This window comes from Moorena producens PAL-8-15-08-1 (assembly GCF_001767235.1).
Taxonomy (GTDB): domain Bacteria; phylum Cyanobacteriota; class Cyanobacteriia; order Cyanobacteriales; family Coleofasciculaceae; genus Moorena; species Moorena producens_A.
The window spans coordinates 315049-329780 of record NZ_CP017599.1 but is presented as its reverse complement, the minus strand read 5'-3'; the positions used below and the strand labels follow the sequence as shown (position 1 = coordinate 329780).

Here is a 14732-nt window from a genome sequence, read left to right as displayed (position 1 = left end):
TAATGTCAAAAAAGCCCAAATTTACAATTCGGCGGTTAACCGAAGCACAAGGAAAACCCTCACCGGCAAAAGACCCCCAGCCCACCCCTAAACAGCCTTCATCAGAGACAACAACCTCAAAAACACCAGCATCTCAAGGGTTATTAGATTCATCTACAGGGGGGCATTTTGGGAGTGCTAATCATGTTCTGGCATTCTTAGGGTCAGTTTTCGGTACTAGGTTATCAGATGCAGCAGTTGTCCGCCGGGCACCCCAGGGAAAATGGTGGGCAGAAGTGGCTGTTTCCCATGAGCGTATCGCCCCACTAATTTGGACAGCCGGAGGTAGACCCTTTGCTCGTCATCATCAACAATGGGTAAAGTTGTCCCTTTCAGGAGAGTTGCCTACTCAGGATAAAGACACACAAACCTTAGATGTTAGCACTTGGTCAATTGTAGAATTAGCAGAATTATTAGCAGAAGCGAGTTTACCTCCTAGTCGTTATCAAAAAGCCACTATCTTAGACGTTGTCACCCCTGGCTCCCTAGGTCGGTGGATTTTGGGTCGTGCCACAGCTTTAGGTCTAGAGGTAACCCTGACCAGCGCCTCACAACAGCCCCTTGATAATAACCATAATAATAATCATCAGGAAAGCTCTGGGGTTTTATTGATGCGACTGCAGTCTGATGGCAACCGCACCATTCCCGCTGCTCTAGTCCATCGTTTAACCAGCTTACCCTATACTACAGTAGCAGTCCCGGTTTTAGAGACTGAAAGGGCAAGAATTTTGGTGGATGTGCGCCATCGCCTCCCCCTAACTCCTAGTCTGATTGAGCCAATGATTCCCGAAGATGAAATTTGGGTATTGGGAACTGCTGATCTAGGCCACTGGCGACTACGCACTATTGGCAATCAGATAGACGGAGGGTTGCTTTTAGATGCACCTCAACTGCCTAAAGCTAAAGCTCCTTCCTTAGTTTCTAACCGATTACCAAAGCCTATAGCTGTGCAGCTTGTGCCTCGTCCTAGACCTAGCCAAAAAGTGGATGCAGTGCTACTGGATGATACAGAACTATCGTGGGTGCGCTCCCTGCTGATGGCAAGACCTGTAGGGGAAATGGCTTTTTTGTTACCAGGAGCAGGATACCATCTTTTAACTGCACCAGGGGGCTTACCTACACAAATCCCCCTAGGTATTCCCTTAATCTGGATAGGACCAAGCTCCCTCTATTTAGAGTTAGGCATGGACTTTTATCCTTCCTTACCTAATGGAGCTCGTCAGCAGCGATTTAACCTAAACTCCGAGGCTGCTGTGGTGGTGGCTCGTAATCAAACATATCGCTTTAATATAGCCGAGATGACTCCAGCTTGGACACTCTGGGTAGGGCAAGTTCCCCAGGTGAAAGCAGGACTTTCCAAACCAGGTAAACAGTTGCTCAATAGCATTTCTAAACAGTTGCGACAACGGGAAACTAAACCGTGGCTCCAGGAACTTTTTCCAGCTAAACCAGATATTACTAAAGAAGTTGGAACGTTGGAACAGGCACAGCAAGCAGAATTGAAGGGAGATTTAGTCAAAGCCGCAGCTTTGTTAGAAAATGCCGGTTATTCAGCACAGGCGGGTCGGTTGTATGAAAGGATTGGGAAGAGGAGGGGAAGTTAGAAGTTATAGCAATTCTACGACTTGTGAGGTACAAATTTCTGGTTTTTAGGGAGCAGGGAGCAGGGAGCAGGGAGCAGGGAAGAGGGAAAAGGGAAAAGGGAAAAGGGAAAAGGGAAGAGGGAAAAAATAATGTGTACCTCATGAGTCCTAGAAACGCTATAGAAGTTAGAAGTTAGAAGTTAGAAGTTAGAAGTTAGAAGTTATAATTTGGAAAAAATTAATCACAATATTTTTATAGTTATTTATAGCAGTCGAAGTAAAGCTTAAGACATATTTCTGCTCCCGTCTTGATGCAGTCGCTCATGGGGGAAACCCCCAAGACCGCGCTGCATCGCTTCTCCCTGCTCCCTGCTCCCTTTCAACCAAAATACTCTGTCCTAAACTATACTTCGGTTGCTATACATTAATAACATGAGTCACTATGCACAAGGACAACTTAATTCTTACATTACTCGTCAAGCTAGAACTGTAGGTCGGAAAGTAATTCACTCTACTCCTACCCAGTCTTTACCGAGTCACCTTAGCCTACTTCCCACCGCTTTAGCACAACTACACCGACTTAGCATTTATCCCCCCTTATCCCTAGTCCAAGACCTCCTCGACGTCACTGGTGGTCGTACCGTTCATAAGTCCCTGTCTCAACTGGCAAAAGATACTAACACCGGAATTCCTGGATTAATTGCCCTGCGCTGGCCTGCTCCTGCACGGATAGGAATGGTGGCTTTGTTGCTACACAAACTCCCTCTGACAGACTGGGAACCTCCCTCTGGTATCTCTCCCAGGGAAGTCTGGGAAGCTCTCAAAGCTGGCCTAAAAGGGAAACCCATTGAGCCAAAAGCCCCACCAACCCCGATTTCCCTCTTGCAAGAGTCCGCCAAACACATCGACGAGCGCCTCTTATCTTTACTTGCTATTCTCGGTCCTCAAGCTGTAGAAGCGGAACCGGCTTTACCCCTACGTTTATTGTCCCGTGTCCAAGACTTGCCAGTTTTGAATTCCATTCAACGCCAGTTATTAGGAGTACGCATCTGTTTCGGCGAGCATTCAGGACGTGCCATTGGCAATGCACCGGGAGTAGAACGAGGTCAGGTAAGTGGTGTAGAGACAGCTAGCCGCACGGATTGGAATTCCCTACTTCCCAGCCAATTAGCCATGCCCAAATCTGTATTTAGCTACCGTTACCAACGGGGAGAATTGTTATTTCGTACCCGTGAACTGGCTGAACCACCACGCCTTCGTCCGACCGTCTTGCTGTTGGATGTCACTCCCCCTGTCTTTGGTCCAGTTGAAGCTCTTACTCGTATGGCAGCTTATTCTATCAGTTGTTTGTTACAACAAGCTAGAATACCAGTTGTTTTAGTTACCACTGGCGAAGACGAAGAACGGTTAATAGAACTGAATAATTCAATTGATTTAATCTCAATTTGGACACAACGCTCAATGGAACCCCCTAATGAATTACGGAGTTTGAAACTTGCTGATGCAGTACGAAGCAATCTCAGAAATGAAAGTGGACTTGAACCGATGATCTTATTATTAACTCAGCCTTGGTTTGGCGCTGAAGCGAAAATCCCACGGATTCAAGGACTGCGGGGACTTTTTATTCAATATCCCTCCTGCGATGTACTTCCGGCACTTGGTAGTTTATGCGAAAGATGGGAGAGTGTCGGTGCTAGACAAAAAGAAGAGTTAGGTCAAATTTTGGGATATCTGATCGGCTAGACCTATGCCAGGAATCAGTGTGCCACAAGACGGACAATGGTTATCCAGCATTTTATTTTCCAACAACTTAAAACCATGACGTTTAATTAATATTTCTCCACAGTTGGGACATACTGTATCCTGTTTCCCTTTTTCCAAAAAGTTACCAAAATAAACGTATCTTAATCCTGCTGCTAGTCCAATGTCACGGGCTTGGTATAGAGTTTCAATCGGTGTGGGTGGTACATCTTCCATTTTGTAGGCTGGGAAAAATCGTGTGATGTGCCACGGCGTATCAATCCCTAATTCTTGGGCAATAAATCCTGCTATATCTTCTAATTCCCCAGATTCGTCATTAATACCAGGAATAACTACAGTAGTCACTTCTAACCATATCCCAAGAGATTTCATGAATTTGAGGCTATCCAATACAGGCTGCAATCTACCTCCAAACTGTCGATAGGTTTGGTCTCTAAAGGCTTTTAAGTCTACATTAGCGGCATTTAAATAGGACTGACAAACGTCCAGCATTTCCTTGCTCATAAAACCATTGGTTTTAAAGAGATTAAAAAGTCCGGCTTTGTGAGCTAAAGTAGCAATAGCGTGAACATATTCAAAAAAGATAGTTGGTTCAACATAGGTATAAGCAAGACTACGACAACCCACCTGAAGTGCAGCGGCAACAATTTTCTCAGCTGAAGCCTCAACCCCAATTGCGGCAAACTCCTCTGTTGACATTTGGGAGACTTGCCAATTAGTGCAATATTGGCAATGAAAATTACAACCACTTGTGGCTATAGAATAGGTGGTTGAACCTGGATAGAAGTGAAATAATGGCTTCTTCTCAACCCCATCTATATTCTGAGTTACAGTACGACCAAAAACCAGGGTATAAAGGGATCCTCCCCGATTTTCGCGCACCTGACAGATTCCTCTTTTGCCTTGAGGAATAAGGCAGTAATGAGGACACAGTTGACACAAAACACTCCCTTCTTCCTGCTTCTGATATAGCATGGCTTTCGTGGGATTGTTTAATTGGTAGGTGTTACCGTTCATTATGGCAATAATACTTTCAGCAATCTTTAACTATAGCGGTTTTTAGTCTAATACTTCCTTCCAGGATGGTTAGATAAATTTGGCCAAAATCCAGACTATCAGCTATAAGCTTATGCGCTACGGGAACAGCTACACAGGATTTGTTATTTGTTATCTCTTCTGACTTCCCTGTTCCCTGTTCCCTAAGCCACCACCAGGTGGTAAATACCAGCACATAAAGAAAAATTTACGGAACTCGGTATAATCAGACTGTAGATACTGAATTAGAGTCAAAGTATCAAATTCTATTTTTCACAGGTCTTGAACTAACTGTCAATGAGTGCTGGACATACCCCTGGTTATCTCCTCGAAAAGATAAATGAAGCACTGTGTAGTGCTTTCCCTGATGAAACTAAATTAGCCATGATGGTGCTTTATAAATTAAATATAAATCTGAACCAGGTTGCTAGCGGTGGAAATTTAAAGGAAACCGTTCACAACTTAATAATACATTATCAGGCTTCCAATGAGTTAGAAAGATTAATTGATGGAGCACTTGAACATATTCCAAATAATCCTCAATTAAAGGCAATCCAGGAAAAATTTAAAATTACGACTAGTTTAGTCAAGATATTGCTTCCTTTAGAAAAAACCTTGATCAAACAAATGCAACAGTCTTACAGAGATTGTTGTCCCGATTGTAAAAATAAAAACCATGACACTTTTTTTAAAATTATCAAAAATTTGGATGAGATACATCAACCAACTGATGATGAAAAGCTTATTGTAAAATTTGTCGATCATTTATTAGTAAATGGAAAGATTACCACGTCAGAGGCTGAGCAACTAAAGCAATGGTTAGAGAGAAATGCCAATAACGTTTCTGATTTAGAATTTCACAAACAAAACTTAAATCCACAACCTGATTCAGATAAACCTCCAACATCGGAAACGCTATCTGATTCAGATAAATCTTCAAAATCGGAAACATCAATACCAGAAGCAGAAGAAGAAGGTTTAAAGCAGTTTCCCTTTGAAGTAGTAACAGTTAACCGTAGAGGAGCAATAATCAACCGAGAAAATAAACAAGCAAGTTATTTAACTCAAGATCTGGGGAATGGAGTAGACCTAGAGATGGTGTATATCCCAAAAGGAAGCTTCTTAATGGGTTCCCCGAAAAGTGAGAGGGGGAGTGATGACAGCGAAAGACCTCAACACCAAGTAAGCATTCAACCCTTCTTCCTGGGGAAATATCAGGTAACCCAGGCGCAATGGCGAGCTGTTGCCAAGCTTCCAAAAGTTAACCGGGACTTAGATCCAGACCCTTCGAGATTTAACGGAAAGAATCGACCAGTAGAGCGAGTAATTTGGTACGATGGGATGGAATTTTGCGATCGCCTTTCTGAATATACAGGAACGGAATACAGATTACCCAGTGAAGCAGAATGGGAATACGCCTGTAGAGCAGGAACTACCACACCATTCCATTATGGAGAGACCATAACCAGTAGATTTGCTAATTATGCTGCTTCCGATACTTATGCAGAGGAAGCAAAAGGGGAATATCGGGAAGAAACTACCCCAGTAGGACATTTTCGTTACCCCAACGGCTTTGGCTTATACGATATGCACGGCAATGTTTGGGAGTGGTGTGGAGATCCAAGCCATCCTAATTACGAAGGAGCCCCTACAGATGGGAGTATCTGGTCTATTAATAATAATAATAGTGATTATTGTATACTGCGGGGCGGCTCCTGGGTAAGCATTCCTAGGGATTGCCGTTCTGCCTGCCGCCTCTTCTATAACCCGCGCGAGGCCGTCAACAACCTTGTCGGTTTTCGTGTGGCTCGTGGTGTTGGGTAGGGTGTGTTAGGGGCGGACTTGCCTTGATTTTTAAGGTAGCCAGTTTTTGGATAGTCTGCCCCGTAACGCACCACAGGGTCAAACTTTATTTGAATAAACTTTGATCAAGGCAATATAATCGTCTCAGCAAACAAACTCTGCAATCGCTCTAACTTACTACCCTTTTGATACAATAAATCTCCCTTACCTAACAAATAAGCTGCTTCAGTGTTGGTGCCACCAAAAATAATCTTTGAATCCGCTTCAGACGCTGTGCGTAAAGCAATTCGCCCAGGTAAATTAGAGCGAATAATCGGAGTAACAACTTTCGCTTCTGGTCGTTGAGTAGCAATAATCAAATGAATTCCAGCTGCTCTAGCTTTGGCTCCTAAACGCTTAATACTTGATTCTAACTCGTTGCGGATTTCTTTTTCTGCCATGAAGTCAGCATATTCATCAAATATACAGACTATCCGAGGTAATGGTAAAATTTGTTTATTAATCAATTGCTGATTATAAGCATCCAGGTGAGCACACTTGGCTTGTTCAAATTTCTGGTAACGCTCCTCCATTTCATCAACTAATTGCTCCATCAGTTCGATAGCGCGATCGCAATCTTTAACGATTGGTGACAGCAACCATGGCATGTCCTCAAACTCTGGGAAAGTGACGCGCTTGGGATCAACCAGAGCAATTTTGAGCTGTTGAGGAGAGTGGTGATAGAGTAGGGATAGCAGAAGCGATCGCAAAAATTCGCTCTTGCCACTTCCGGTTGTGCCCCCTACCAAAAAGTGACAAGTATTGGGATCCGATAAATCCGCTTCTACCAATTTCCCATCTAAATTTACTCCAAGCCCAATCCTGGGAGACTTTAACTCAATTTCCCCCCAAGATTGGGGGGTTAGGGGGGCGGGAGACTTTAACTCAATTTCCCCCCAAGATTGGGGGGTTAGGGGGGCGGAATTTGCCGGACGCTGGATATAGTCATCAAATCGAGCTACTTCTCTATCCTCATCCTTCCGTGGTAAATCCACACTGACATACCCAGCTTCGGGAGTAATCAAGGGAGGATTCTCCAGACCTAAGTGTACTTGTAAATCCTTGGATCGATTCTGTATCGATATGACTTTTACCCCACGATTGGGTTTTACCTTGATCCGGACAAATGCTGGAGCAACTGTTGCGTTGACATAATCTACACTAATTTTAAAGTCTTCTAGAGTACTCACCAATTTTTCCCCGGTCTGATCAGCATCAAGAGTTTGTCGGGATGGTGGCTTGACTGGCTTTTGTTCAATATCAGGAATTTTGGGGGATGCTGCCTTGACCGGCTTTTGCTCAATATCAGGAGTTTGGCGGGATGGTGCCTTGACCGGCTTTTGCTCAGTTTTCCCATCCTCAAAAAAGGTTTGACAGGTCTGTTGTTGGGGACAAATGTTGCATAGGTGAAGCTGTCGTGTCGGTGGTGGTGGCTCCAGGTTGCCCTTAGCTATTGTGGGAGTGCAATGGTTTTTTATAGTTTCCCCATCTCCACTCTCTTCGACCTGGGCAGGTTTCCAACTCAGCCATGCCCGCATCTGTTGTAATTTATGGGGAATGACCTGATGCACTGTATCCTCTAGCTCTTCCCGGGAATAGTAGTGTTTTTGGAATTCCGGTAAAACACAATAAACTGCTGCATCTATTGCTACTCCTTTTTTTTGGTGGAGCATGTAACTATAGAGGGCTACTTGAGCTAGGTTAGCGGATGGATCTACCGGTTGATAGGTTTTATAGTCTACAACACAATAGCGATCGCGCTCACAGTCAAATATTAAGCTATCGAATTTTCCATTAACTTGTTGCTGGCTGCCATCAGGAAGAGTGAAGTTATAACTGAGGTTCATTTCTTGAGCAACGAAGGTTTTACTAATTACTTCCTCTGGCTGACAATAGGGTCGATTAGTAACTAGCAGTTGAGTCCAATGGGGAATTAGTGATTTTAATCCTTGCCACAGTTGAAGTAAGATCGACGCTATATCTGGATTGGTATTGATTTTGGGGAAAACCACTAGCTCATACAGTAGCGCTTGGATCTTAGAGCTAATCTGGCCTAGGTCTTGCTGACTTGCTGTGGCAGAAAATAAGGCTTGAAATCGGGAATCTTGCTTTAGTGTGTCAGTACACTGTTGACATAGCTGATGGAATACTGTCCCAATACCTGGTGAGTCGGATGGTGGTATAAATAGGGTTTTTCCACCAAAGCGCTGACTCAAATAAAATAAACGAGGACATTCAATGGCTACCCTAACTTGGGTAACACTGAAGCCAGGGGATTCCGATTGTTGCTTCCGTGATTTTTTTGTGACCATCTGCTCTGGATTCGAGCTATTTTTGGCAATTTCTAGTAAGCGGCGATGGACATGGGCTAGATACACTGTATCGAGTTTTGCATACTTTAGCTGTTTTTGGGTTAGCGGACGTTTGCCCCAATCACTGCTTTGCTCTTCTGTATCGACATTGGCGAAATTGCACAGCTCTCGCGCTAGGGTTTTTAGTTTATTATTGGATACCTGTAATGGATTAGACAGTTTCTTATTCGTCAGCGTTCTAGCTATTTTATAGGTACAGGTGACATTTTTCGCTTGGTCTTTACCCCCTAGATACCGTAAATCAAAACTAGCGTTGTGAAAGACTTTTTCAATGTTAGGATTAACCATAATATGGTTAACAAAGTATTGCACTACTTCCGGTTTGTCTAATACATCTAAGATGTAAGCTTTGTCACCATTTATATCTGTTGGATCAGCCAATACCTGAATCAGAGATAATCTAGGATTAGGGGTATTCCAGTCAGCTATTTCCGTATCTAACCAGAGAACTTTTGATGCTGATAAATTAAGGATTAACTCTCGGATCTGTGCTGGTTGAGTCAGGTACATTGGTGCTTGTTATCCGAATTTTTGTTATGGTAGAATAATATTTAGCCGTCAGCGGTCAGCGGTCAGCGGTCAGCCTTTGGTCAATGGCACCTCAAGTAGTGTGGCACAGGCTTCTAGCCTGTGATAGCACCTCAAGTAGTGTGGCACAGGCTTCTAGCCTGTGATAGCACCTCAAGTAGCGTGCGCGTAGCGCTTAAGCTGATAGCTGATTACTGATTACTGATAGCTGATTACTGATTACTGATTGCTGATAGCTGATTGCTTACGGTACCAAATATACTGATTGTGTTTCTGGGGAACCATCCACAGGGATAAGTTTTAGTTCATTTTCCTGACAAAGTTCCTTAATCCGTTGTTGAATTTCTATTTCTTTGAGCCGATTAAATTGACGGTGAGTAGTTTTAATTAAAACCTTAAGACCAATTACTTGGTCTTGTTTGAGGACATTTAACACAAATTCCTTAACCGGATTGAGGGGTAATTTATTATCTGCTATCGAAAGAATATTCAAATCCTTTAGTAAAGGACAATCCTGCAAAATTCCTGATTCTCGGATTAGACTCTTTAACTCTGTTAGTGTTATTGTTTTATTAGCAAGAACTAACTCTTGGGAACAAGCATCATTAACTAAGCTATGATAAGTGGCTAAGTAATGGACAGAAGAAAGATAGTCTAATTTGAGGTGAATATGGCTAGAACTATTAAATAGTTGACTGTATATTTTGTACCCTTTAGTATCAGGTTTTAGGTTAATTTTTGTATGGCGAATTAGGTATAAGGTTTGGCAGTGATTGCCTTGAATAGCCTTATCACAAGCCTTCATCATATAAAATAAGCTACCACCATTACTAGTTTCTCCCCAGACTACTGCGATCCGTCCTTGAGGTGATGGCAACTGGTAACTTAGGGAATAACTGGCAAAGGTTTTGCTACTGGACAAAAATTTTGGTTTAATACCCCTAACCTCCAGAGCTTCTAATGCCTCTCGTAACATCCCAATCAATTCCGATTCATAAATATCTTGGATGCGGGTAATTTGCTGCTCAGTCTTTTGAAATTCTTTCTGCCACTTTAATTTAAATGAGGCTAGGCGTTTGTCTTCTATTGGTATTGATTCGCCAGCGGTATCCTTTTTAGTAGTTGACTCAGTTTTTGATGGCTCTGAAACGCTAACTTCCTCGATATCCTCTTTAGTAGTTGAGTCAATCCTTGATAGCTCTGAAGTCTTAACTCCCTCGCTATCCTCACTAGTTAAGTCAATCCTTGATGGCTCTGAAATCTTAACTCCCTCGCTATCCTCACTAGTTAAGTCAATCCTTGATAACTCTGAGTTAACTACCTGAGTTTTATACCTTTGAATTAGCTGATTTCCCAGACTTAAGGTCTGGCGGGGATTGGTTTTGCCACCAGGAAATACTTGTTCTAAGTCTTGCCGAGTTAAAGGATAAATCGGTGAAGTTGGTTTTGGGTCAGCTTGCTGATGTAAGGGATAGAGTCGGCTTGCCCAAAGCGATTCGGCTTGCTCTAGGGTAATGTTTTTGAGCAGAATTTTAGGATTAAGTCTAGCGATATCAGCCCCTTGAAGTTTTTTCTGATTCCTTCTCCAGGTATCGGTGACTATACTGATAATAATCAGAAAGTTGAGACGGCGAGTATAAAGGGTAGAGTTGACATTAAACAGAGCTTGTAGATCCAGAGAACCATCGGGCAAACGAGGAATATTATCCAATTGGTCAAAACACAGCACAATCGGCTTGGTGGATGAAGAAATTCTCCCGAAGTTGATTAAGATATTCTGAGCATCGTCTTCATTATCTATAGAGCCTCTGACCCCAAGGGTTTTCAGGTCCTCTTCATCTAAATCTTCTCCCCTTAACCATTGATAAGCCAGGTGATATCTTTCTGGATTAGTGAGGTCATAGAGGACTCCAAAAAACTCTTTACTGCGATGAATTCCCCCTGGATAGCTAGCTCTGAGGTCACTAATAAACTGTTGTCGCTCATTCAGCAGCCAGCCGGTTTTTTTAAAGGCTGGGAGACTCTTTAGCCACAGGAGCAACTGAGACTCTTTTTCCCCTTCTGGGACCTTGACCAGACTGTCAACGGTTTCCCTGAGGATATAGCGCCAGATGCGATCGCTATTCGCCCAAGGACCGATATAAGCAAAAAAGGCGTCTTGATTGAGCTGTTGTTTGAGCCGTTTTAATAGATAACTTTTCCCCGAACCAGCATCACCAGCCAGTAAGATAGTGCGGGGTCGATGGTCTTGATTCACCGCACTGAGGGTGGTGGTTATCTGATTGATTTCATGTTGATGAATCGAGTTGACATTAACAGCACCATTGTCTGGATCTTCCCAAAAATTCCCCGTAGCAAAGGTCACGGGGTCAAAGGGATTTAGGGATTGTTTAATTTTTTCCTTGATCGTTGCCATCTCTTTAATTCCATATATAGAGTGGACAAGGATAGAGGATTAACAATTGGGAAGCCTGGGCTCATAGTATCATACTTTGTATCATACTTTACTGCACCATAATGAAAAATAGCCTCCCCCCGGTATTTTGAGGAATACCAGCTTCAATTTGTTCCTCTGTATACATGTTTGCTTCTTGCAAAGCACTCAGATCAATTTTATCTTCTGCTTGCAAGCTATACAGTGCTTTATCCAATTCTTCCCTAGACAAAGGCGGTTGTAACTTTTGGCGCAAATGAAACAGTGGCAAATAGTTTTCTGTACCCAATTCCTGGTCTAAATCCTTGATGATTTGTAATATTTCTTCATTATTATGGGGATTGACTAGAGCGGGAGTCGAATTTCCATCTGATTCTGAGATTGTACTGGTTGAGTTTGGCAGCTGTTTGCGCAGGAAATCGATGTAATCCGCTAGCATGGTTTTAGAAAGATTGATATTGCCACGACCAACGGGTTTATAATTATTTAAGAGGTACTCAATACCTGTTTCAGTAATCCAAACATCTTTGAATTTAGTTTCTGCTACTGTGATATAACCCCGTTCTATCAAACTGTCCATGATTTCCTTGCGGGTCTTAGCAGGCTTGACGTTTGTCTTGGCGGGAGTAGTCGGTTCTGTTTCACAGGCTTTTAGAATTTTGCGTTCTTTCGTGCTCATTGGTACTTCAGCCTGATCTTGGTTTAGAAGTTCCTTGCCTGCATCAGTGATCTTAATTTTGGTGATTTCTTGATTAGACTCAATCAAATTGCGATCGCATAATGCCTGACAAATTCGATCTCGTTCACCCGCTGAGGTTTTAGAATTGGGTTTCGCTTCTGTAATCAATGCCCGATAATCCGGTTTGCTCAGTAGCTTCAGTAAAAATTTTAGTTGGCTGACTTCCAGTTCAATAGCTTCCATGTTGATTGTTGTTACCTCACGTTTGTTCAAGATTAACCTATCTCTATTCCCTATAACCACGTAGTAGTTAAAGATTTTCGCAATAGATTCTACTGTCAGCCCTCAGCGGACGGGCGCTGAGCCCTCAACTATTAGCTCTGAGCAGAATTATTATTATATAAGCCTTTCGGTACTTTTCAATAGTATCTTTATTTCCGTGGTGCCTTACTAGGCTCAATCCTTACCGATATTAGACTTATCTCAAGTCTGGTTGAATACCCATCAATTTTGGGTGGGCGGGGATGGTAGGGAGGCGCTAGAGGTCTGGGGAGATAGGGAGATGGGGAGATAGGGAAATTTTTATTAAGCGATGCAGCGCGGTCTTGGGGAGGCAGCGCGGTCTTGGGGGTCTCCCCCGGAGACGAAACCTGATTACGTTGAGCCTTTATGGTTGGTAGGCTATGCAGAAAAGGGGGAAAACTTATTGATTAAGGCTCAACTGTCTTACGGTAACTTCTAACCATGAGCGACTGCCGTGGTTTCCCCCATGAGCGACTGCATCAAGACAGAGTAATTATCGTAAGATAATATTAGCTGAAGGTCGCGACTAGATGGGTATTCAGGGAAAACCCTCAAAACGCTGATACCCGAAATGCTGATAGCTGACGACCGAAGCGAAACCATTCAGCTATCAGCCCTCAGCATTACCTCACAGGCATTAAGCCTGTGCCACAAAGCACCTCAAGTAGCGTGGTCCAAAGGCCAAGACTGATAGCACCTCAAGTAGCGTGTGCCTAGCACATAAGCTGAATGCTAAGCTACAGTCAATTTTCTTACCCCTACTCCCGTCTTGATGCAAAGCGCGAGTGGGGGAAAGGCCCAAGACCGCGCTGCATCGCTATTCCCTATTCCCTATGCCCCTAATAACGTCGAGTTTTCTGAACCCCGTAAACTAGTCCTGTACCAATCGATAACAATATCAATAGCCACAGGATACCACCAGGAAGAAAGGTAAGAATACCAAAACCTCTGAGCAAGTAAACCATAACGGTGATAGCGAGAAGAGCCCCAAAAAAGTAGGCAATTATTAAAGTTTCAGATTGAGAAGGGGAACTCATATAGTATTTTTAGTTTACATATAGTATTTTTAGTTTAGTTGTGAACAGATCACGAAAGGCAAGAGGCAAGAGGCAAGAGGCAAGAGTTAAAAAAAACTGTGTACCTCAGGTGCGACCCCTAAGGAAAGGCAAGAGGCAGAGGCAAAAGGCAAGAGTCAATCAAGTATAGAATGATTTTGGCCGACTGCATCGCTTTTTCCAATTCATTTATAAATGCTAAGGGCGTTTGTCGCAGTTATGAGGTACACTCTTCTTTGAAGATGATTCCCTTAAAATCTTCATTAGTCTTGCCTTTTGCCTTTTGCCTTTTGCCTTTTGCCTTAAAAGTACCAGATTTTTACTCATGGCAATTAGACTGGCTAGATCAATAATCAACGGTCATTAAAATTGCTAAACATAGAGTTGGCTAAAATAGCTGCTTGAGTGCGATCGCGTACATTCAACCGACTCAATATATGAGTAACGTGGTTTTTGACGGTCTTCTCAGAAATATACAACGTCTGAGCAATCTCTCGGTTGCTAGCACCGGTAGCAATTAGCCGTAAAATCTCCTGCTCTCTAGGAGTTAGTTCATCCCAACCCGGAGGTGGACTCGGAGTTGGGTCTCGCATTTGAGTAGCGACTTTTTTGCCTATACCAGGGCCTAACTGAGTATACCCTTTTTGCACCGCTCGAATTGACTGGGCTAATTCTTCGGGAGGGGTATCCTTCAGCAAATATCCGGCTGCTCCGCACTGTATGGCTTGGGTAACGTACTGGTCATCATCAAAGGTAGTTAGTACCAATACCTTTGTATCCGGGAATTGCTGACAAATTTCCCGAGTTGCAGCGACGCCATCCATGACAGGCATCCGAATATCCATCAGTATAACATCTGGCTGTAACGTTTTTACCAGACTAATTGCCGTTTGTCCATTCTCGGCTTCACCGACTACCTGTAAGTCTTCTTCTAACTTCAGCAAGGCTTTTAATCCACGCCGAATTAAACTTTGGTCATCTACGAGTAAAATACGAATCATCATCAAGGATGAATTATATAATAGTTGTCAATTCGGTCTTATTTTTAGGGAGTCGGGAGTCGGGAGTCGGGAGTCGGGAGTCGGGAGTCGGGAATAGGGA

At 43.2% G+C, this 14732-nt stretch carries 12 protein-coding genes; 7 read left to right on the top strand and 5 right to left on the bottom strand.

Annotated features, from left to right (window positions below):
- The first annotated feature begins 2 nt into the window (after window positions 1-2).
- The 3 genes from BJP34_RS01335 to BJP34_RS01330 all read left to right on the top strand — a co-directional run bounded on the left by BJP34_RS01335 (window position 3) and on the right by BJP34_RS01330 (window position 3365).
- On the top strand, window positions 3-1643 hold the full coding sequence (locus tag BJP34_RS01335; RefSeq protein WP_070390774.1) for a hypothetical protein: 1641 nt from the start codon (window positions 3-5) through the stop codon (window positions 1641-1643).
- A 23-nt stretch (window positions 1644-1666) separates the two neighbouring features.
- A complete protein-coding gene (locus tag BJP34_RS45350) occupies window positions 1667-1819 on the top strand; it encodes a hypothetical protein (RefSeq protein WP_168166490.1) in 153 nt (50 codons plus the stop codon).
- A 235-nt stretch (window positions 1820-2054) separates the two neighbouring features.
- Window positions 2055-3365: a hypothetical protein gene (locus tag BJP34_RS01330; RefSeq protein ID WP_070390773.1), complete on the top strand. Its 1311-nt coding sequence runs from the start codon at window positions 2055-2057 to the stop codon at window positions 3363-3365.
- On the opposite strand, the gene amrS is transcribed toward BJP34_RS01330, so the two are convergent.
- Complete coding sequence (gene amrS, locus BJP34_RS01325; RefSeq protein WP_070390772.1) at window positions 3333-4400, bottom strand: AmmeMemoRadiSam system radical SAM enzyme; 1068 nt, start codon at window positions 4398-4400, stop codon at window positions 3333-3335. The genes BJP34_RS01330 and amrS overlap by 33 nt on opposite strands.
- A 315-nt stretch (window positions 4401-4715) precedes the next feature.
- Here amrS and BJP34_RS01320 point away from each other — a divergent pair, with 315 nt between their 5' ends.
- The gene (locus tag BJP34_RS01320) at window positions 4716-6242 is read left to right on the top strand and encodes an SUMF1/EgtB/PvdO family nonheme iron enzyme (RefSeq protein ID WP_070390771.1); all 1527 of its coding nucleotides are present in this window, start codon (window positions 4716-4718) and stop codon (window positions 6240-6242) included.
- A gap of 104 nt (window positions 6243-6346) precedes the next feature.
- Here BJP34_RS01320 and BJP34_RS01315 read toward each other — a convergent pair whose 3' ends face one another.
- The 3 genes from BJP34_RS01315 to BJP34_RS01305 all read right to left on the bottom strand — a co-directional run bounded on the left by BJP34_RS01315 (window position 6347) and on the right by BJP34_RS01305 (window position 12546).
- Window positions 6347-9142: a DNA translocase FtsK gene (locus tag BJP34_RS01315; RefSeq protein ID WP_070390770.1), complete on the bottom strand. Its 2796-nt coding sequence runs from the start codon at window positions 9140-9142 to the stop codon at window positions 6347-6349.
- A gap of 262 nt (window positions 9143-9404) precedes the next feature.
- Window positions 9405-11576, bottom strand: a complete 2172-nt coding sequence (locus BJP34_RS01310; protein WP_070390769.1) for an ATP-binding protein — start codon at window positions 11574-11576, stop codon at window positions 9405-9407.
- Between the two features lie 88 nt (window positions 11577-11664).
- Window positions 11665-12546: a hypothetical protein gene (locus BJP34_RS01305; protein WP_229424200.1), complete on the bottom strand. Its 882-nt coding sequence runs from the start codon at window positions 12544-12546 to the stop codon at window positions 11665-11667.
- A 319-nt stretch (window positions 12547-12865) separates the two neighbouring features.
- Between BJP34_RS01305 and BJP34_RS42015 the strand changes: the two genes are divergently transcribed.
- The 3 genes from BJP34_RS42015 (at window position 12866) to BJP34_RS01295 (ending at window position 13984) form a co-directional block, all read left to right on the top strand.
- Complete coding sequence (locus BJP34_RS42015) at window positions 12866-13015, top strand: hypothetical protein (RefSeq protein ID WP_158516930.1); 150 nt, start codon at window positions 12866-12868, stop codon at window positions 13013-13015.
- A gap of 333 nt (window positions 13016-13348) precedes the next feature.
- A complete protein-coding gene (locus BJP34_RS42010) occupies window positions 13349-13510 on the top strand; it encodes a hypothetical protein (RefSeq protein ID WP_158516929.1) in 162 nt (53 codons plus the stop codon).
- A gap of 273 nt (window positions 13511-13783) precedes the next feature.
- Window positions 13784-13984 carry a hypothetical protein gene (locus tag BJP34_RS01295; RefSeq protein WP_070390767.1) on the top strand — a complete coding sequence of 67 codons (201 nt, stop codon included), beginning with the start codon at window positions 13784-13786 and terminating at the stop codon, window positions 13982-13984.
- Here BJP34_RS01295 and BJP34_RS01290 read toward each other — a convergent pair whose 3' ends face one another.
- On the bottom strand, window positions 13985-14632 hold the full coding sequence (locus tag BJP34_RS01290) for a response regulator (RefSeq protein WP_070396431.1): 648 nt from the start codon (window positions 14630-14632) through the stop codon (window positions 13985-13987).
- Between the last annotated feature and the right edge of the window lie 100 nt (window positions 14633-14732).